The sequence below is a fragment of the Hyphobacterium sp. genome (assembly GCF_965228115.1).
Classification (GTDB): domain Bacteria; phylum Pseudomonadota; class Alphaproteobacteria; order Caulobacterales; family Maricaulaceae; genus Hyphobacterium.
The window spans coordinates 2,597,931-2,614,550 of record NZ_OZ245794.1 but is presented as its reverse complement, the minus strand read 5'-3'; the positions used below and the strand labels follow the sequence as shown (position 1 = coordinate 2,614,550).

Annotated in this window: 19 protein-coding genes; 10 read left to right on the top strand and 9 right to left on the bottom strand. The window is 57.9% G+C overall.

Annotation, left to right across the window (positions count from 1 at the left end; translation table 11 throughout):
* Positions 1-350 precede the first annotated feature (350 nt).
* The 3 genes from ACO079_RS13425 (at position 351) to ACO079_RS13415 (ending at position 2,345) form a co-directional block, all read left to right on the top strand.
* Complete coding sequence (locus ACO079_RS13425) at positions 351-488, top strand: hypothetical protein (RefSeq protein ID WP_421790742.1); 138 nt, start codon at positions 351-353, stop codon at positions 486-488.
* Positions 489-558: 70 nt separating this feature from the next.
* Positions 559-1,290 carry a hypothetical protein gene (locus ACO079_RS13420; RefSeq protein ID WP_421790741.1) on the top strand — a complete coding sequence of 244 codons (732 nt, stop codon included), beginning with the start codon at positions 559-561 and terminating at the stop codon, positions 1,288-1,290.
* 32 nt (positions 1,291-1,322) lie between these two features.
* Positions 1,323-2,345, top strand: a complete 1,023-nt coding sequence (locus ACO079_RS13415) for a threonine aldolase family protein (RefSeq protein WP_421790739.1) — start codon at positions 1,323-1,325, stop codon at positions 2,343-2,345.
* On the opposite strand, the gene ACO079_RS13410 is transcribed toward ACO079_RS13415, so the two are convergent.
* Complete coding sequence (locus ACO079_RS13410; protein WP_421790738.1) at positions 2,342-2,863, bottom strand: response regulator; 522 nt, start codon at positions 2,861-2,863, stop codon at positions 2,342-2,344. The two genes, ACO079_RS13415 and ACO079_RS13410, sit on opposite strands and share 4 nt — an antisense overlap.
* 153 nt (positions 2,864-3,016) lie before the next feature.
* On the opposite strand from ACO079_RS13410, the gene uvrB reads away from it, so the two are divergent.
* Positions 3,017-5,173 carry an excinuclease ABC subunit UvrB gene (uvrB, locus tag ACO079_RS13405; protein ID WP_421790737.1) on the top strand — a complete coding sequence of 719 codons (2,157 nt, stop codon included), beginning with the start codon at positions 3,017-3,019 and terminating at the stop codon, positions 5,171-5,173.
* Positions 5,174-5,284: 111 nt separating this feature from the next.
* On the opposite strand, the gene ACO079_RS13400 is transcribed toward uvrB, so the two are convergent.
* Positions 5,285-6,604, bottom strand: coding sequence for a hypothetical protein (locus ACO079_RS13400; protein ID WP_421790736.1), 1,320 nt, complete (start codon positions 6,602-6,604; stop codon positions 5,285-5,287).
* A 760-nt stretch (positions 6,605-7,364) separates the two neighbouring features.
* Here ACO079_RS13400 and ACO079_RS13395 point away from each other — a divergent pair.
* Positions 7,365-7,913, top strand: a complete 549-nt coding sequence (locus tag ACO079_RS13395) for a hypothetical protein (RefSeq protein WP_421790735.1) — start codon at positions 7,365-7,367, stop codon at positions 7,911-7,913.
* A 158-nt stretch (positions 7,914-8,071) separates the two neighbouring features.
* On the opposite strand, the gene ACO079_RS13390 is transcribed toward ACO079_RS13395, so the two are convergent.
* Positions 8,072-8,260, bottom strand: a complete 189-nt coding sequence (locus ACO079_RS13390) for a hypothetical protein (RefSeq protein ID WP_421790734.1) — start codon at positions 8,258-8,260, stop codon at positions 8,072-8,074.
* A 314-nt stretch (positions 8,261-8,574) separates the two neighbouring features.
* Here ACO079_RS13390 and ACO079_RS13385 point away from each other — a divergent pair, with 314 nt between their 5' ends.
* Positions 8,575-9,348 carry a helix-turn-helix domain-containing protein gene (locus ACO079_RS13385; protein ID WP_421790733.1) on the top strand — a complete coding sequence of 258 codons (774 nt, stop codon included), beginning with the start codon at positions 8,575-8,577 and terminating at the stop codon, positions 9,346-9,348.
* A gap of 124 nt (positions 9,349-9,472) precedes the next feature.
* Here ACO079_RS13385 and ACO079_RS13380 read toward each other — a convergent pair whose 3' ends face one another.
* The 3 genes from ACO079_RS13380 to ACO079_RS13370 form a co-directional block, all read right to left on the bottom strand.
* Positions 9,473-9,934, bottom strand: a complete 462-nt coding sequence (locus ACO079_RS13380; protein ID WP_421790732.1) for a hypothetical protein — start codon at positions 9,932-9,934, stop codon at positions 9,473-9,475.
* Positions 9,935-10,001: 67 nt separating this feature from the next.
* On the bottom strand, positions 10,002-10,475 hold the full coding sequence (locus tag ACO079_RS13375) for an NUDIX domain-containing protein (protein WP_421790731.1): 474 nt from the start codon (positions 10,473-10,475) through the stop codon (positions 10,002-10,004).
* Positions 10,476-10,553: 78 nt separating this feature from the next.
* Complete coding sequence (locus ACO079_RS13370) at positions 10,554-10,679, bottom strand: hypothetical protein (RefSeq protein WP_421790730.1); 126 nt, start codon at positions 10,677-10,679, stop codon at positions 10,554-10,556.
* Between ACO079_RS13370 and ACO079_RS13365 the strand changes: the two genes are divergently transcribed.
* Positions 10,678-11,685 carry a calcium/sodium antiporter gene (locus tag ACO079_RS13365; RefSeq protein WP_421790729.1) on the top strand — a complete coding sequence of 336 codons (1,008 nt, stop codon included), beginning with the start codon at positions 10,678-10,680 and terminating at the stop codon, positions 11,683-11,685. The two genes, ACO079_RS13370 and ACO079_RS13365, sit on opposite strands and share 2 nt — an antisense overlap.
* A gap of 15 nt (positions 11,686-11,700) precedes the next feature.
* Entirely contained in the window at positions 11,701-12,072 is a 372-nt protein-coding gene (locus ACO079_RS13360) for a 6-pyruvoyl trahydropterin synthase family protein (protein ID WP_421790728.1), read from the top strand.
* Here ACO079_RS13360 and ACO079_RS13355 read toward each other — a convergent pair.
* The 3 genes from ACO079_RS13355 to phhA all read right to left on the bottom strand — a co-directional run bounded on the left by ACO079_RS13355 (position 12,069) and on the right by phhA (position 15,538).
* Positions 12,069-12,881, bottom strand: coding sequence for a hypothetical protein (locus ACO079_RS13355; protein WP_421790727.1), 813 nt, complete (start codon positions 12,879-12,881; stop codon positions 12,069-12,071). The genes ACO079_RS13360 and ACO079_RS13355 overlap by 4 nt on opposite strands.
* A 137-nt stretch (positions 12,882-13,018) precedes the next feature.
* Positions 13,019-14,542, bottom strand: a complete 1,524-nt coding sequence (locus tag ACO079_RS13350; protein WP_421790726.1) for a hypothetical protein — start codon at positions 14,540-14,542, stop codon at positions 13,019-13,021.
* 84 nt (positions 14,543-14,626) lie between these two features.
* On the bottom strand, positions 14,627-15,538 hold the full coding sequence (gene phhA / locus ACO079_RS13345) for a phenylalanine 4-monooxygenase (protein ID WP_421790725.1): 912 nt from the start codon (positions 15,536-15,538) through the stop codon (positions 14,627-14,629).
* 134 nt (positions 15,539-15,672) lie between these two features.
* On the opposite strand from phhA, the gene ACO079_RS13340 reads away from it, so the two are divergent.
* Together ACO079_RS13340 and ACO079_RS13335 are read left to right on the top strand one after the other, a co-directional pair.
* A complete protein-coding gene (locus ACO079_RS13340) occupies positions 15,673-16,017 on the top strand; it encodes a dihydroneopterin aldolase (protein WP_421790724.1) in 345 nt (114 codons plus the stop codon).
* 331 nt (positions 16,018-16,348) lie between these two features.
* A complete protein-coding gene (locus tag ACO079_RS13335) occupies positions 16,349-16,585 on the top strand; it encodes a DUF2282 domain-containing protein (RefSeq protein WP_421792970.1) in 237 nt (78 codons plus the stop codon).
* The last annotated feature ends 35 nt before the right edge of the window (positions 16,586-16,620 follow it).

The following is a 16,620-nucleotide window of genomic DNA, read 5'->3' as shown; positions in this document are numbered from 1 at the left end:
GAAAAACTAGTCGCCGTGCCTGCGCAGGCCAAGCCGCAATATCGCCTCAATTGCCGCAACCTTGCCCTGACTTTCTTTACTTTGACGCGATCTTGCCCTTGGCCTGCCCGCAACGCCGCAGAATGTTCTTGTATCGGCCAATTAGGGGAGACGGTGATGGCTCGGCACAGATCAACAAACGCAGCAGCGCTGACAAGTCTGGTGATTGCAGCTGTTGTGTTCGCGGCGAGTGCGTTTCTGGTGAACAGCCAGTCTTCATCGAGCCTGATCTTTCCGGTGGCCGAATCGGGGGATTCTAATAAATCCACAGCGGCATCAGCCGCCGTGGCCAGATAGCCAAGGGGCTGATCATGACCATACTCCGGAAAACCGCTTCTCCCGTTAAATTACCGCAGGTGCGCAGCTTCGGTGTGCTCTCACGAACCGGCGGTCAATCTGTGGCCGCGCTTTATGATGCTCGCCGCCGCGCCGAAAAAGCCCGCAAATAATTCTCGCCACACGAATGGGCTCGCCCCGGACCTCTTCCTGCGCTATGCCTAGACATGGCGGGGTAATTCGATGGTCCGGGGCAAGCATTTGCAGCTTCGAGAGTTACACGCTTGGCTCCATTCCAATGGTAAGGAGTCCTCACGCCAGAAGGCAGTGGGGCTTGCCGTTGCGGTCATACTTCATATTGGCAGCCTGAGCGCGATACTGCTCGCAGGCCCCGGCGAACCACCGGTTTCATCTGCCCGTGTGATTGATGTTGCGCTTTTTACATCCGAACTCCCCGAGCCACAGCCGCCCATCGCTGCGGACCCGGAGCTGGAGCCCGAGCCGCCGCAAACGATTGATGAAGAAACGATCGCACCGCCCTCCATTTCAGAACCTGCGACCGGTTCTGAGAACCAAGCTGGCCCTTCCGAACAAGAACCCGTCTCGGCACAGTCCACCACCGGAGACGCATCGCTTTCAGAGGACCCCGGAACCGACGCCTATCCGCTCAATCCCGGCACCCGGTCCGTGCTGAGCGGCATTCAATGTCCGGGCGACATTCAGACCTTCCAGCGCACGGGCGTGTGTCCAGATGGCGCGCGCCGAACCGCCAGGCTAACTGCCGCAGGTGAGAGCCCGTCTGACCATTATTCAATTGATGTCAGCGCGATCCGGGCGATGTTCGGGGTGTCTCCGCATGCCCTCGCCGGCACCGCCACTCTCGCGTCGGGCCTGAATGACCCGAGTTTCAGCAATTCGGATGCCATGCGGGACCGCTTACCGTCATCCGCGCCAGATCCCGCTTTCGGGGATTGACGCGCCGGTAAAATTGCCAAGGTTCTGGCGGTATGAATTTCCTGTCTGATACCACCTCGCCGGTCCACCCGGTGATTCTGGACGCATTAAAAACCGCGAACGATGGCTATGCGGCGAGCTATGGCCATGATCCGATAACCACCCGGCTGAGGGCGAAATTATCCGAGCTATTTGAAGCCCCCATTGAGATGGTGCTGACAACCAGCGGCACCGCCTCAAACGCGCTCGCACTGTCCTTATTATGTCCACCGCACGGAATGGTCCTGTGTCATGATGAGGCGCACATCCATCGGGACGAACGCGGTGCGCCGGAATTCTTTACAGGCGGCGGAAAACTGCTGCCATTGAAGGGGGATCACGCAAAGATTGATGCTGGGCAGCTGCACAAAGTGCTGAAGGAATGGCCTCGAGATTTTGTGCACACCACGCCGCCCAGGGCGCTCTCGATTTCAAATCTCAACGAGTCGGGCTGTCTTTATTCAATCGACGAGCTCATCGCCGTCACCAAGCCAGCGCGGAAACTCGGACTAGGGGTTCATTTTGACGGCGCGCGCTTTGCTAATGCGCTGATTTCTTCTGGCCAAACGCCTGCAGAGCTCAGCTGGAAGGCCGGTGCGGACATTCTGTGTTTGGGTGCGACCAAAAATGGCGCGATTGGCGCTGAGGCCATTCTGCTGTTCGGCAAAACTCAGGACCAACTGACCGAATTACAAGCGCGTCAAAAGCGCTCTGGTCATATGGGACCCAAAGCCCGCTTTATCGCAGCACAGATGCTCGCGTGGCTGGAGGACGATCTCTGGTTGGCATTGGCTCGTGACGCGAACTCGGCCGCACAGGAAATCGCGGCGCTTTTGCGTTCTTCCGGCGGAGCCAAAATCCTTCATTCGGTTGATGGCAATGAGGTTTTTGCGCGGTTGGAAGACCCGTTGGCCGAGCAGTTGCGGAAAGCCGGTGTTGGATTTTATCAATGGCCGGATGGGTCAGCACGCTTCGTCGCAAGCTGGTCGACGAGCGAAGAAGAACTTTCAGACTTCAGACACGCTATCAACGCCTAGGCGACTTCGTCCTCGACGTCCTCGTATTGTTCGTCAGTGGACCGCCGCCAGGGACCGCGGAAGCCGGCATCCTGTTTTCGGCGGCGGTCGGGCCCGAAATAATCGGGGACGCGGACAAACCGGCGCGGGCGCTCAATCAGCGAGACCATGCGCTCAAACAAATCAATCGGTTTGACCGGTTTGGCGAGGTATTCATTGATCCCCGCATTGATCGCGCCAATAACTTTCGAGCGCTCGGTATGCGCTGAAACCATCAGAATCGGCAGGTATTTATGAGCGCTGTTTTCGTCGTTGCGAATGTGCTGAGCCAGCTCAAACCCGTCCATTTCGCCCAGATATAAATCGGTCAGCAGCATATCCGGGTTGAGCGTTTCCAGGCTGCGCAAGGCGGTTTCGGCATCGCGGCATTCATGGATCATCCGCACGCCGAACCCCTGCAGGATTGTCCGCAGGATTGCCGACATGTGCGGATTGTCCTCCACAATGAGGACCCGGACGCGATCAAAACTGCCTGCCATGGTTTCGCGTCGGCGTGCCTTTACTGTTTGCCTCGTCCCAATGGGTCAAAATGCGCTCATTCGCCTTAACCAAGTGTTATATTATCCGCGAAAGCCCGGCAATTTCAGCGGAACAAACTGGAAACTTCACGCCGGACTCCCTATACACAACTCATGGTCAAACTTTCCGCAGATGACAGCGCCGTTCAGGATATGGGACAGGCGGTTTTCACGCCCGAAGCGGTAGCAAACACCCCGGCCCTGTGGACCCCGCACCGCCCGGCCCGGCCGGAAAAATCGGAAGGCGGAATCCGGTTTGAGTGTGTCTCCGAATATGCGCCGACCGGAGACCAGCCGACGGCGATTTCGGAGATCGTCGGAGGTCTCAATACCGAGGAAAGAGACCAGGTTCTCCTCGGTGCGACCGGGACGGGCAAAACTTTCACCATGGCGAAAGTCATTGAAAGTGTTCAGCGTCCCGCTTTGATCCTGGCGCCGAACAAGACGCTGGCGGCGCAGTTGTACGGCGAATTTAAAAGCTTTTTTCCCCATAATTCGGTGGAGTATTTCGTCTCCTACTACGACTACTACATGCCCGAAGCCTATGTGCCGCGCACCGACACCTATATCGAGAAGGAAAGCTCCATAAACGAGGCGATCGACCGGATGCGTCACTCGGCGACCCGGTCCATCCTGGAGCGCGATGATGTGATCATTGTGGCCTCGGTCTCCTGTATTTACGGCATCGGCTCGGTCGAGACCTACACGGCGATGACCTTCGAGATCAAAGCCGGCGAGCAAATCGACCCGCGCGAGATCACCAAGCGCCTCGTCGCCCTGCAATACACCCGCAATGATGCCGCCTTCCAGCGCGGCACCTTCCGGCTCAAAGGCGATGTGCTGGAAATCTTCCCGGCCCATTATGACGATAGAGCCTGGCGCGTGGATTTCTTTGGCGATGAGATCGAGCGCATCACCGAGTTCGACCCCCTGACCGGCAAGGCGCAGGCCGAGCTGGATAGCGTCAAGATGTACGCCAACTCGCACTATGTGACGCCGCGCCCGACGCTGCATCAGGCGATCAACTCCATCAAATCCGAGTTGAAAGTGCGCCTCCAATGGCTGGAGGAAAGCGGAAAGCTGCTGGAGGCCCAGCGCTTGGCCCAGCGCACCGAGTTCGACATTGAAATGCTGGAGGCCACCGGCTCTTGCGCGGGCATCGAGAATTATTCCCGCTACCTCACCGGGCGCAAACCCGGCGAGCCGCCGCCCACCCTGTTTGAATATCTGCCGGAGGATGCGCTGGTCTTCGTGGATGAAAGCCACCAGACCATCCCCCAGCTCGGCGCGATGTACAAGGGCGACTATAACCGCAAGAAAACGCTGGCCGATCATGGCTTCCGCCTGCCCTCCTGCCTCGATAATCGCCCGCTGAAATTCGAGGAATGGGACCTGATGCGGCCGCAGACCATCTGTGTGTCCGCCACGCCCGGCGGCTGGGAGCTGGACCGCACCGGCGGCGTGTTCACCGAACAGGTCATCCGCCCGACCGGCCTCGTTGATCCGCCCGTGGAAGTCCGCGCTGTTTCCAAGGACGGCGCCAGTCAGGTCGATGATGTCATTGATGAAGCGCGCGCCACGGCCAAAAGGGGTTTCCGCACCCTCATCACCACGCTCACCAAGCGCATGGCCGAGGATCTAACCGAATACATGCACGAGCAGGGGCTGAAAGTCCGCTACATGCACTCGGATGTGGACACGGTGGAACGTATCGAGCTGATCCGCGACTTACGCCTGGGCGTTTATGATGTGCTGGTCGGCATCAATCTCTTGCGCGAAGGCCTGGATATTCCCGAATGCGGGCTGGTCGCCATCCTCGATGCGGACAAGGAAGGCTTCCTGCGCTCGGAAACCAGCCTGGTCCAGACGATTGGCCGCGCCGCGCGAAATGCCGACTCAAAAGTCATCCTCTATGCGGATAACATCACCGGCTCCATGCAGCGCGCGATGGACGAAACCGACCGGCGGCGCGACAAGCAGGTGGCGCATAATCTCGAACACGGCATTACGCCGAAAACCATCACGCGCGGCATTTCGGACGTGCTCGAAGGCGTGATGGAAAAAACCGCCAAGGGCCGCAGTGCCAAGGCGCGGGATCGGAAAAACCGACGCGATGGCCGCGTCGCGGAGGATCAGAAAACCTTCGAGCCGAACAATCTCAAAGCCGTCATCGCAGATCTGGAAAAACAGATGCGCGAAGCGGCCGCCAATCTGGAATTTGAAACCGCCGCAGATCTCAGAGACCAGATCAAGGAACTCGAAGGCGAATAGGCGGTTTCATCGCGCCGAAGCGGCAACGGCCGCGAAGGCGGATGAGGAAGCGGCGCGCCTAAGGGATGAGATCAAAGCGCTGGAGGGGGAGTAGGCGGTTTCATCTTGCCGCTACTGCCCTCGTGACCTGTTAGTGAAATTCCCAGTAATTTTTCTGAGTTCATCTAGTACTTGATCCAGCATACTCTGCTCTGTTCGCGAACTTCTTTCAGCGCGTCGACCATCAAAATATTTGCCGACAAGGTCTTCTTTGATTTGCCGCTTCTTGTTATCTGGCAGCGTGGAAAGGTATGGGTCTAGCGTGGATATTTGCAGTTGGAGGGTTCGGAGACTCCGTTCCTCAGAACGGTGTTTTCCTGACTCTCGCGCGGCATATAGAGCCGGCACCAGAATAATCGTGGAAAGCGGCAGGCGTTCGAGGAAAACCGCCCATTGAAAATCATGCCTTTCATTCCGAACAATCTCCATGATGTACGGATATAAAAGGGCCGCTGCAGCGATAATCATCAATGTAATGGCAAAAACTCGGTATAAATCTGCCGACTTTTTTTCCTGGTCAGCCTGGCTTTGATACCCACCAACAGTCGCATCATTTCCAGTCAAACGGTATAGCTCGCGAATATGGTTTCTTTTTTCGACAATTTCCTGAATGTCGTCTTCAATTTTCTTTTCGAATGTTGTTTTCTTATTTTGGTACTCTTCTATCAATGCATGATAACGATCGTTTGCGGTTTTTAACTCCGCGTTGCTTTTCTCAATGAGCTCGGTTCGGGAACCATCAAATTCTTCAATTTTTGCGTTCAACTTATCAGAATTTTCTTTGATAAATTTTGTCGTCTGATCATTGACGCCTTCTAGTTCTGTTTTGAACTCATCTCGTCTCTGTGCCTGAGATTGTTGAAAAGTAGTGTTCAAGGAATCGTTGAATGCTGCCGCCGATTCTTTTAGTTCCTTTATCCGCGCCTCAGTTTCTCCAACTATCGTTTCAATGTTACTCGCTTGATCAGACACACTTGCCAATCGCGAAAGAAATTCTTCCACAATTTCGTCAACTCGATTGTTGAAGCGATCTAGATGCGCATTATTTAATTTTGCATATCTTGAATAAAAAGGCGCTGGAATCTCCCGCACCGCTTTACTGAGGCTGTCGATTGCTGTGTCGAGCTGAGAACTGTTTTTCTCTGTAGAAAAAGAATTTATTGCGGCTAACGCAGCCTCGCAGTTTGTCTGTACGATGTCGAGCACTTGGTCAGGAATGTAATTTGGCTCTGACTTCTCGATGTTTGTAGCGAGAAAATCATAAAGCGCCTCTATTCGGCGCTTGCGCTTGATAAAATCGATATGATCTTTCGGAATTCCGGCGATCGCTTTGCGATAAACTTCTAGTCTAGCGTGTAGGGCGTGGTTCTTAATTTCGGAAGTAATGGCCACAAGAGTCTCTCCCGCTGGCGCCCCGGTGAGGACGGCAGGCAAGCAATCTAAATCGCTTGGTCCGCCGCCTCATGGGGTCAAATATTGATTACTGTGTATGGCAAGAATTTGAGCAATAATAGCAACCGTTTACTTGGCTGTAGTATCGCCGCGCAGCGCTAACTGCTGAAGAACAAGTCGCATGCTCGCCGAGCGATATACGGTTCGATACATCGGGATAAAACGAACAACCCACCTTATGTACTTCGTGGTCACCGTTCGATTGGGCATTCTTGTTTACGCAATAATGAGCCATTACTTGGCCTCCTCTTAAAGTAGGCGACCAGTTGACCCGATCGGCGTTTTCCGCAAACTGCGCGGCGTTAGGGCGCTTCTCGGCCCAACCGGTCTTCGGTTGGTCGGCGCTTCAAAGAGCCGTCGGCGAGGCTACAACCCTCGTCGGCGGTTTTGTATTTTTTGCGCCGGGTCGGATACGAGAGCCGATTGGCACTCGGCGGTCAAGACTGCCAACCGCCAACCCACTATATGGGGTGCGGCAATTCGCGCAACACAAAATGTAGTTTTTGTTTGGATGTCGTTAACTTTTGTTGCAGCGGCAACCTTAACTGATTCGCCTTTTTGATTCGTTTGTCGCTTCTCCCAGATCGCCCTTAAACTGGTGGGCTGATGGCGCTGATATCCCTTGATGAGTTGAAAGCCCGGGCCGGGCAGATGACGCAATACTAAAGTTGCGCTAACCTCATTCGTGGGGGAATGGGGAATGCAGTTTTTCGAGCGTATTGGAGCGTGGTTGGCCGCATGGCCGACCGGTCAGTTAGGACTGCTGTTCCTGGTATTGGCAGGACTCGGTGGGCTATGGCTCATAGGGTCTGTAAGCCGATTGTACTGGATCATCCGGCGTGAAGGCAGCCGACGGATATTCAGAGTTGAGGTCGTTGAAGCCGACGATGTCGAATTCAAGGATATTCGGCTTTCGAACGAACTCTATTCGCAATTCAATTGGATTGAGCGCGGCAAACAAATCCATCTGCAAAGGGTCGAAAACGCCGAGCCGTTTGATTTTGAACATGTCTTCGCGCGTAACGCCAAAGGTCTGTCGATCCACGTTCATCCGGACCAAAAGCATAAAATGGTCGGAACGAACGAAACACATGCACTCATGCGGTTCCGGCCTCCCAAGGCGTTCTCTCCATTTTCGATCATTGCAATGGCTGTTCAGAGCCCTGCGCGTCGGAGCGAACTCATAATCGGTTTCTGGTTTGTCGTGATCGGTCTGGGTGCAGAATGGATGCTGGGCTGGATCAACTAATCCACCCCTCCCCAACCGCCCGTAGACTGCTGGGCTGATGGCGGTGATATCCCTTGATGAGTTGAAAGCCCGGGCCGAGGGACAAGACAATACAGCCCCCGACCGGAAATCCGGTCAGAAAGCTGATCGTCCTCAATTGTGGTCGTAAAACGAGGCAATCAGCCAATAAGGCTAATCACCTCAGCCAGAGCATAGCCAGCGGCGATACCGCCCAGGAACAAGGGCGTACGCCGAATCCAGACCGGCAGTTCGCCCCAGGACCGGTAGGTCAACACGAATTGAATGCCAACGCTCTTCGACTCTCCTGCTGGCAGCAACTCTTGCTCATGTTTGTCAATAAGTGCCATTCAAACCTCCCTTCTTCGTTGAAGGTAACTGGCATGCAGAGGCCATAAAGGCCGCTGCTCCCTGTGCGATAGCGGAGGTTTTTGGGGTTCGTGATGACGGTTTTACTACAGTTCGATGACAGCCGGGGATAATGCACGCCAACACGTTATACCTCCGTCATTCCGGGGCGAACCAAAGGTGAGAGCCCGGAACCCATGCCGGACCGTCAACATCACAGCATAGGTCCCGGATCGCGCGGCTTCGCGCTTGTCCGGGATGACGCGTTTTAAAAGAAATCCACGCCCTCCCCGACCGCCCGTAAACTGGTGGGCTGATGGCGGTGATATCCCTTGATGAGTTGAAAGCCCGGGCCGAGGCGATGCGGCGCGCGGGCGCGAGCATGGCCGAAATCTCCCGCGCTGTGGGGCGCTCTCCGTCTACCCTTCACCTCTGGGCCGCACAGGGCGGGTGGCGGATCGTAGACTTGGAAATTGAAGGGTTAAACTCTGTGCCATCCCACGCCCCTGATTCCTTGGTTATTCCCGCTCCGCCCGGCGCGGCGGGTGAGACACCCGAAGGCGCGGGCGCCGGTGCTCGCATGGAATGCGCTCAGGGCTGGGGCGATAGCGGGTCTGAGTTCGCAGGTTTAGCACCCCAAAAGGACGACCGTCCGCCCGCAGCGTTTCCAGCTTGCCTGGAAAAAGCGAGGAGCGACGACCCGGATGGGTCGGAGCCTCAGGAAAAATCAGGAAGCCGGGCGCGAGGCACGGAGTTATCTCCCCTCGACGCCGCCCGCGCGCTCCATCAACGCTCGGCAGAGCTCGGTCAGGCCGGGCAGATCCGTGCCGCCGAGGCCGCGGCGCGTCTGGCCGAGCGGATTATCCGCACCGAGGCGCAACTGTTGCGCATTGATATCGCCAATCCCGAGCCCGACCCGGACGGCCAGGAGGAATGGCCCGGCGGGGCCAGGGCCGAGCTGGCGCGCCGCTTTGCCCGGATACGCGAGTTGCAGGCCGAACAACTGGCCCAGGACCCGGACTGGACCCCGGAGGCCTCCGGCGCGGCATCCGAAGCGGACAGGTTTGTGTTTTCGTTGTTTGGCAAATAGCTGGGGTCCCCGGACTTGATCCGGGGATCCATCAATTAGGAAAAGATGGACCCTCGGCTTCGCCGATCGGGGTCGAGGACTGGCGAACCCGACGGACCCAGGTGATTGGCGCCTGTATGGACTATCAAGGCGTAAATGGACCAATATGAATGCGTCCCATTCGGCGGCCCTGGGTGTCGCACTCAAACCAGACATAGCGGTAGTCATGATCCGTATTCGATACGAGTTCCCAGATATAGCTGACACTGCCAATCGGATACTGTAGCCGTATCCGGTTTTGTCGATCGATTAAGGGCGCGTCCAGCCGCCTGGAATCCGAAAAAGTGATATAGGCATTCACTCGTTCGGTGCCGTCACCACCATTCACCCGAAGCGTGCCGCGCAAAATGAAAGTAAAGGTCGGCACCGTCTGTGTGTTGCGTCTGGCGCGCTCTAGCGTGTGCTCCTGCACCGCGTCGGTAATCTCCAAGGTGGCGCGAAAGCTGGGATTATCGCTTGTCGCCGGACAGCCATTTTCCGCGTGGCCAAAACTGGCGGCGGCGGTCACAAAACTGGCAATCCCTGCTGATACGAGCGTCCTGTTCATTTGAATCTCCCCTGGCTGGTCTTTCTACCATAGCGTTCAAAACCGACGCGCCCAAGCCGTTGGAGATTCACCACGCCTCACTGACTGGATGATCGAACAGCACTTCGGCAATGCGAGCCAGAGAGGCGCGGGTGATGCCGGGGGCGGGTTTGTCGGCGGGAAACCAGCCCATCTCGGCGATTTCCTGGCCGGGCTCTGCCGGGATTTCTTCGAACGCGCGCACCACAAACAGGGCGACATGATCGCCGCGAAAGTTGGCCTCGTTGGAATAGACTTTGAAGAGCTCTGGCGGGGCGGTGGGGCGGATGCCGGCCTCCTCGCGCAATTCCTTTTCCAGCGCCTGTTCAAGCGTTTCGCCGCGCTCCACCCCGCCGCCGGGCAGATACCAGCCGGGCGTATAGGTGTGGCGCACCAGTCGGATAAATCCATCCTCGCGCACCACCAGCCCCCTCACCCCCAGCGTCATGCCGCGGGTGCGCCGCCAGTGCATCTGGATCAAGGGCCGCCAGAGCGGTTCCAGGCGGGTGCGCCAGTTGGTCATGCGGGATTCCTGCTCGCAGAGTCCCACCCTAGCGGCGGGCGTAAAACCCGGTTAGAAAGCGCCCAGAATTGAACCGATTTAGCGGAGAATTTCATGTACGCCCTTATCGCTCTTGGTCTCGCCTTTTGTGCCTTCGCGATCCTGAATCTCATCGAATACGGTCGCCTCGACTAGTCCCTGAACGCAGCCCCAAGCGGCCTTCATGTTCGGACTGGAAACAAACCTGCCGCTCGCTGGCGGCTTCATCCTCGCCGGGATCGTGATCCTGTTGTTCGGCGGGGACATGCTGATTCGCGGTGCAGCCGCGATCGCCAAGCGCGCCAGCATACCGCCTTTGATCGTTGGTTTGACGATTGTCGCCTTTGGCACGTCGGCACCGGAACTGGTGGTGTCGGTGGATGCCGCCCTGTCCGGCGCGCCGGGCCTGGCGTTGGGGAATATTGTCGGCTCGAACATCGCTAATGTGTTGTTTGTGCTGGGCCTGCCGGCACTAGTCGGCGTCATCGGAACCCAAGCGCCCGGCGTGCGCCGCAATGCGGTGTTTGCCTTGCTGGCGGGTGTGGCGCTGGTCGTGGTCAGCCGCGACGGGATGATCGACATCATCGAAGCGGCGGTGCTGTTTGCGCTGATCTTTGGTTTTATCGGTCTGTTGGCTTTCTCTGCCATGGGCGCAAAGGATGACGACCCGCTCCTGGCGGAAGTCGCCGAGCTGGAAGAAGCCGCGTCCAAAGGCTCCTTAGCCATGACGCTGGTCCTGTTGGGGGTCGGTATCGTCCTGTTGCCTCTCGGTGCGCACATGATCGTCATGGGCGGCACAGCAGCCGCAGAAATCCTGGGCGTGTCGGATGCCGTCATTGGCCTGACCGCGCTGGCGATTGGCACCTCTCTGCCCGAGCTCGCCACTGTGGTGGTCGCCGTGATGCGCCGCGAAGCGGGTCTCGCCATCGGCAATGTGCTGGGCTCGAACGTGTTTAACGTGTTTGCCGTGGGCGGGGCTGCCGGTCTGGCGGCGGGCGCTGCGGGTGTGGAATTGCCCGTCCCGGACCAGTTCATGACGTTTGATTTCTGGGTGATGCTGGGCGCGAGTGCGCTGCTTGCGCTGTGGATCTTCGCCGGCCGCAATGTGGGCCGTCTGGCCGGGGTGCTTTTCTTTGGCGGCTATGTTGCGTATATCGCGGCGCTTTGGTGGATGAACCCCATTCAGCTCTAACCCGCGACACGCTGCATGACCGAAACCCGTCTGGAAATCACGAAGGAATTTACCTTCGAGGCCGCTCACTATTTCGAGCACGAGGCCGAGGACCATCCGTTCTCGCGGATGCACGGGCATTCCTTTGCCGGATCGGTGACGCTGGCCGGCAAGCCCAATGACAAGGGCTGGATCAAGGACACCTGGAAAATCGAGCAGATCGTCGCCGGTGTGGTGGGCCTTCTGGATCACCGCCTGCTGAACGAGGTGGAGGGGCTCAACAAGCCCTCGCTGGAAAATATTTGCGCCTTCCTGTTCGACCGGTTGGAAGACCAGCTGCCGGGCCTTGTCGCCGTGGAAGTCGGCCGTCCCTCCTGTGGGGAACGCGCCGTTCTACGCCGGGGTTAGGCGGTAGTCTTCCGTCGATTGAACGCCGCGACCCAGCTGGCCAGCAAGACCAGTCCCAACAGCACTGACGCTCCGATGGCGGCGATATAGACCGTCTGGTTTCCGTCGTCGCCGGTATTCGCAACAGCAATCGCGGCGAGCGCCCAGACTACGCCCGCGGCATAATCAATCGCGCCAGACCGCCAGGTCGTGAGCGCGGCGACCAGAACCGAGAGAGATAGCACGCTCAAGGCCAGCGGCAGGTCCGCCAGGGCCAGAAAATTCCAACCTTCCCAGTCAATCGTGATCACGGCATTCACTGTGGAGGCCGCCGTGCCCCACCCGCCCAACAGGAAAAGCGGAAAGACGAAGACGCGAGTCCACAGAGAGACATCGTCCCGCCGGGAAAGCATAAAGATCAGGACAATCATCGAGACCGGGATGGTCAGGATGATCGCCAGAGACGGCCAATGGAACCCGTAAAGCGGATTATAGATCTGCCAGGCGGTATTGGCGCTGAACGCCAGAACGGCCAGCCATCCGGCGCGCCGCAAATTCGGGTTGGTCCAGTTTTTCGGCAGCGCCTGATACAGCGCAAACAATATGCTTCCCAGGAAGATCAGACCCCAGATCGAAAAGGCGTAGGATTCCGGTGTGATCAGGGTCGGATTGGCATTCGACCGGCTGGCAGGCGTCTCTTCCCAGCCGGCCGCAAAGGCCAGCGCGCTGGCGCTGATCTGCGCCACCACCAGCAGCAAAACCAGAATGATACGGACCGCATCACTCGTATTGGCTCGCCCGTCGGAGGGCGCCTTCGTGTCGCTCACCATGCCTTCAACCCTGTCTCGTTCGTGCACAGATTTACGACATTCCGCCAAAGCTGGATCATCAAATGGCTCTGGCTCTGGTGCTGGCGGCATCGAATTCAACCACCCCCGTGTCAAGAGGAGGCGTCGTTTCGGCGAGGCTAGCCGCCCGTATCAATCAGCCGGTCGACATGGAAATTTACCCGGCGGGCATATTGATCAATCAGGGCCGCGATCTCCGGCCGCGCCAGCAGGCGTTCAAGGCGTTCACGGCGTTCCCGCGCTCTTTCGCTTTCGACCTCGGGCGGAGCCGCAAAATCACCGGTCGCGCTATACTCCTGCGCCAATGCGAGAACGCCCTGACGCCGGTCCGGGTCATTCAGCTTTTCCAGCATAATGCTGGCCAGGCGGTCTTCGTCACCGGCGCAATGCAAAGCGTTTTCCAGCGCGCCGGGATTGATCTCCGCGCCTTCTTCAAGCTCCGTCAGATATCTGCGGTATTCATCTCTCTCGCCATCATAGTGAGCGAGGCAAGCACGGACGGCGACGGTAAACAATTCTCCAAACGAGCTCATTTCATGGCCGGGCAGGCTTTCAACAAAAGCCAGCACGCGTGCATCCTCGCCGCGTGACAACAGCTCGATGGCATAATTGATCGATTGGTTGATGTTGAACTGGCTTTCGGTGCGCGGCCGGTTGATGGCGCGTTCCATCATGGCATCGCCGTCCTCAAATCGCGCGTCCGCATAGTACAGATCGGCCAGCTCCTGCAGCAGCCAGTCCAGCTCCTGTTCCTGATCGCGATAGCGGCGGCCTGCACCGATCCGCTCCAACGTCGCCTCGGCCAGCTGTAGAGCCTCATCCTCATTGCCCAGCGCATCGAGTGCGCGGATTTGTGAATTGATGATCGAAAGATGGTGCGGGTTTTCTTCAGCCAGAGCCTGCAGCCGGGTCAGCTCCAGCTGGGTTGCGGCTCTTACATCTGTCCACTCGTCAAATCCCGGCCCGTTCCACAGATAGCTGAAGGTGCGGTCATAGCGGATTTCGGCCAGCAGGGAGGGGATGCGCATTCCGCTTAGCTGGGCGGCCGCGCGGTCCTCCAGGCCAAGCCGGGTAAACGAGATTGCCAGCAGGAAACGACGGCCCGCATCGGTCCATTCCGGCGCTTCATGGACAAAAAGCCCCTCGGCGGCGGTTGTCAGGGCAATGATCTCTTCGTGCTCCCCCTGACGCGACAAGCGACCGAGCAGCCGATCAAATGAAGGGGGATAGAAATAACTGGCATAGAAGCGGTTGATCGCCAGCAGGCGCTGCATGGCGTCGCTTGCCTCGGTCCACCGGTCCAGCATCAACATGATGTCATAACGCACCGACAGAGCCAGGCCGGGATCGGGGCTTTCTGCCTCTATTGTATCGAGCAATAGCAAGGCCGCCTCGGCATTCCCCGTCGCGGCTTCCAGCCAGGCCAGCCGATTGTAAAACTCCATCCGCGGCATGACCGGCAGGGACTGGAATGCGGGAATGTCGGGGATCTCCCGCCCGATCTCAAGCGCGGTTTCTGCATCATGGGCGTTCGCAGCCTGAACGAAAGCCAGCATTTCCTGACCCAGATTGGGCGGCGTCTCCTGCTGCGCCCCGGCGCTCGCAATTGCCAACAGCCATATCCCGCAAATCAGACCGCGCATCTGACGCCTCCTCAAACCTGCTTTCGCCCACTATGGCGCGCGGCCTGCCGCGGCAAAACCCTAAATAGAAGAAGGGTACCTGTCCTAAACCTGCGGCGCGTTTTCCCAGCGGCCGCCGGCATCGGCGTATTCCTGCGTGCCTTTGTGGATGACGTCATCGCCCTCGGCGGTGGCGCGGGCCGGGATATCGGCCTGGCCCTTGATGCGCTCATAGATGGGCGCAAAATCCTGATTGGCGGTGTCGTTCAACAGCTGTTCGAAACTGTTGATCACAAAATAGGTCTGCTGGAAATCATCATAGCGATATTGCGCGCGCATGATGCGCTCGATGTCGAACCCGATGCGGTTGGGCGAGCGGGCTTCCAGCGAGAATACGCTTTCGGAAAATGACGAGACGATCCCCGCGCCATAAATCTTCAGCGCATCATCCTGTTTGATCAGGCCGAACTCCACCGTATACCAGTACAGCCGGGTAATGTTTTCCAGCGTATCGAATTTCAGCGCGCGCAAACCGCCGCGGCCATAGGCGGCCATGTAATCGCCAAAGACCGGCAGGCCCAACAGCGGTGCGTGACCGAAGACATCGTGGAAGATGTCCGGTTCCTGTAGATAATCGATCTCGTGCGGCTTGCGGATAAAGCGTCCAACCGGGAATCGCCGATTGGCCAGATGGGTAAAGAAGGGTTCATCCGGGATAAGGCCGGGCACGGTGACCAGCTTCCATCCGGTTAGGGCTTCCAGCTTTGGATTGACCTCGCGGAAGTCGGGGATTTTCGAATTGTCCAGCCCCAGCGCATCCAGCCCGTCATAGAATTCCTTGACAGCGCGATTGCCCAGCATGCCGGTCTGCCGATCATAGAGCTTGCGCCACATGGCATGTTCTTCATCGGTGTATTCGTCCCAGCACTGATCGATCGTAAAATCATCACGCACCTGCCCCGCCTCGACCTGGCGCTGGACGATGGGATCGGTCGTGGGAACACGCAATTCGACCATGGGGGCCTCCACCGAGTTTTGCTCGAAATGAAACTAGGCGTATTCGCCGCCTCGTCCAAGGTGCGCGGCGCTTGAAAGCGCAGCCATTCGCGCTTATGCCCTGCGCCGTGTTGTGATCCGGAGTAGCCTGAAGAATGGCTCAAATCGATATTGAAATCACTGCTTTGCGCGTGCCGGTTTCGCTCGGCGTGCATGATTTCGAACGCAAGGCGCGCCAAGATGTCACGGTCGATCTGGTGCTGACGCTTGAGGACGTGCCGCAGACGGACTCCATCAGTGAAACCGCGCACTATGACGAGGTGGCCGACGCGGTCCAGGCGGTGGCCGATCTGAAGCATTATGATCTGATCGAAACGCTGGCGCTGGCCATTGCCGAGCGGGTCAAGGCTTTTTCCGGCGTCACAGCCGTCATGGCTGCGGTTCACAAGACCCCTCGAACCGTTGCAGCAGACCAGCTGTCGGCGCGCGTCAGGGTTTAGAAAAAACCCTCCCCTTTGTATGAAATTATGGTAAGTTGCCTTTTTTCGCCTGCCAGCAGGGCGAATCGAGGAAGGGAACCCAATGCGTACCAGACTACTTTTAACGGCGGCTCTGCCCGCTTTTGCACTCGCCGCCTGCTCGCCGGCTGAAGAAGCCGCCGATGACGCGGATACCGGCACAATGGAAGAGGCCGGTGCCGCCATGGATGATGCTGCGGATTCTGCAGGCGATACCATGGCCGATGCCGGTGATGCGGTTGAAGCCGCCGCTGACGACGCCGGCGACATGATGGATTCAGCCATGGATACGGCATCCGACATGGCGGCTGATATGGCCAATGCTGTGGAAGGCGCTGTCGATGACATGGTCGAGGAAGCCACAGAGCAGTGTTACGGCATTGCGCTGGCCGGTGAGAATGATTGCGCCGCTGGCCCCGGAACGTCCTGCGAAGGCACGTCCACCGTCGATTATCAGGGCAATGCCTGGACCTATGTTCCGGAAGGCACCTGCGAAAGCATCGAAACGCCCTATGGCAATGGATCGCTGACGGAAGTCGATCGTCCATAAGCGACCGAAACCGGTTTGATAGGAAGCGCCGCTGT

Excerpts from the sequence above, each read along its gene's own strand:
- ACO079_RS13425 (WP_421790742.1), top strand. The coding sequence starts at position 351 with ATGACCATACTCCGGAAAACCGCTTCTCCCGTTAAATTACCGCAGGTG.
- ACO079_RS13420 (WP_421790741.1), top strand. The coding sequence starts at position 559 with ATGGTCCGGGGCAAGCATTTGCAGCTTCGAGAGTTACACGCTTGGCTC.
- ACO079_RS13415 (WP_421790739.1), top strand. The coding sequence starts at position 1,323 with ATGAATTTCCTGTCTGATACCACCTCGCCGGTCCACCCGGTGATTCTG.
- ACO079_RS13410 (WP_421790738.1), bottom strand. The coding sequence starts at position 2,863 with ATGGCAGGCAGTTTTGATCGCGTCCGGGTCCTCATTGTGGAGGACAAT.
- uvrB (WP_421790737.1), top strand. The coding sequence starts at position 3,017 with ATGGTCAAACTTTCCGCAGATGACAGCGCCGTTCAGGATATGGGACAG.
- ACO079_RS13395 (WP_421790735.1), top strand. The coding sequence starts at position 7,365 with ATGCAGTTTTTCGAGCGTATTGGAGCGTGGTTGGCCGCATGGCCGACC.
- ACO079_RS13390 (WP_421790734.1), bottom strand. The coding sequence starts at position 8,260 with ATGGCACTTATTGACAAACATGAGCAAGAGTTGCTGCCAGCAGGAGAG.
- ACO079_RS13385 (WP_421790733.1), top strand. The coding sequence starts at position 8,575 with ATGGCGGTGATATCCCTTGATGAGTTGAAAGCCCGGGCCGAGGCGATG.
- ACO079_RS13380 (WP_421790732.1), bottom strand. The coding sequence starts at position 9,934 with ATGAACAGGACGCTCGTATCAGCAGGGATTGCCAGTTTTGTGACCGCC.
- ACO079_RS13375 (WP_421790731.1), bottom strand. The coding sequence starts at position 10,475 with ATGACCAACTGGCGCACCCGCCTGGAACCGCTCTGGCGGCCCTTGATC.
- ACO079_RS13365 (WP_421790729.1), top strand. The coding sequence starts at position 10,678 with ATGTTCGGACTGGAAACAAACCTGCCGCTCGCTGGCGGCTTCATCCTC.
- ACO079_RS13370 (WP_421790730.1), bottom strand. The coding sequence starts at position 10,679 with ATGAAGGCCGCTTGGGGCTGCGTTCAGGGACTAGTCGAGGCGACCGTA.
- ACO079_RS13360 (WP_421790728.1), top strand. The coding sequence starts at position 11,701 with ATGACCGAAACCCGTCTGGAAATCACGAAGGAATTTACCTTCGAGGCC.
- ACO079_RS13355 (WP_421790727.1), bottom strand. The coding sequence starts at position 12,881 with ATGGTGAGCGACACGAAGGCGCCCTCCGACGGGCGAGCCAATACGAGT.
- ACO079_RS13350 (WP_421790726.1), bottom strand. The coding sequence starts at position 14,542 with ATGCGCGGTCTGATTTGCGGGATATGGCTGTTGGCAATTGCGAGCGCC.
- phhA (WP_421790725.1), bottom strand. The coding sequence starts at position 15,538 with ATGGTCGAATTGCGTGTTCCCACGACCGATCCCATCGTCCAGCGCCAG.
- ACO079_RS13340 (WP_421790724.1), top strand. The coding sequence starts at position 15,673 with ATGGCTCAAATCGATATTGAAATCACTGCTTTGCGCGTGCCGGTTTCG.
- ACO079_RS13335 (WP_421792970.1), top strand. The coding sequence starts at position 16,349 with ATGGCCAATGCTGTGGAAGGCGCTGTCGATGACATGGTCGAGGAAGCC.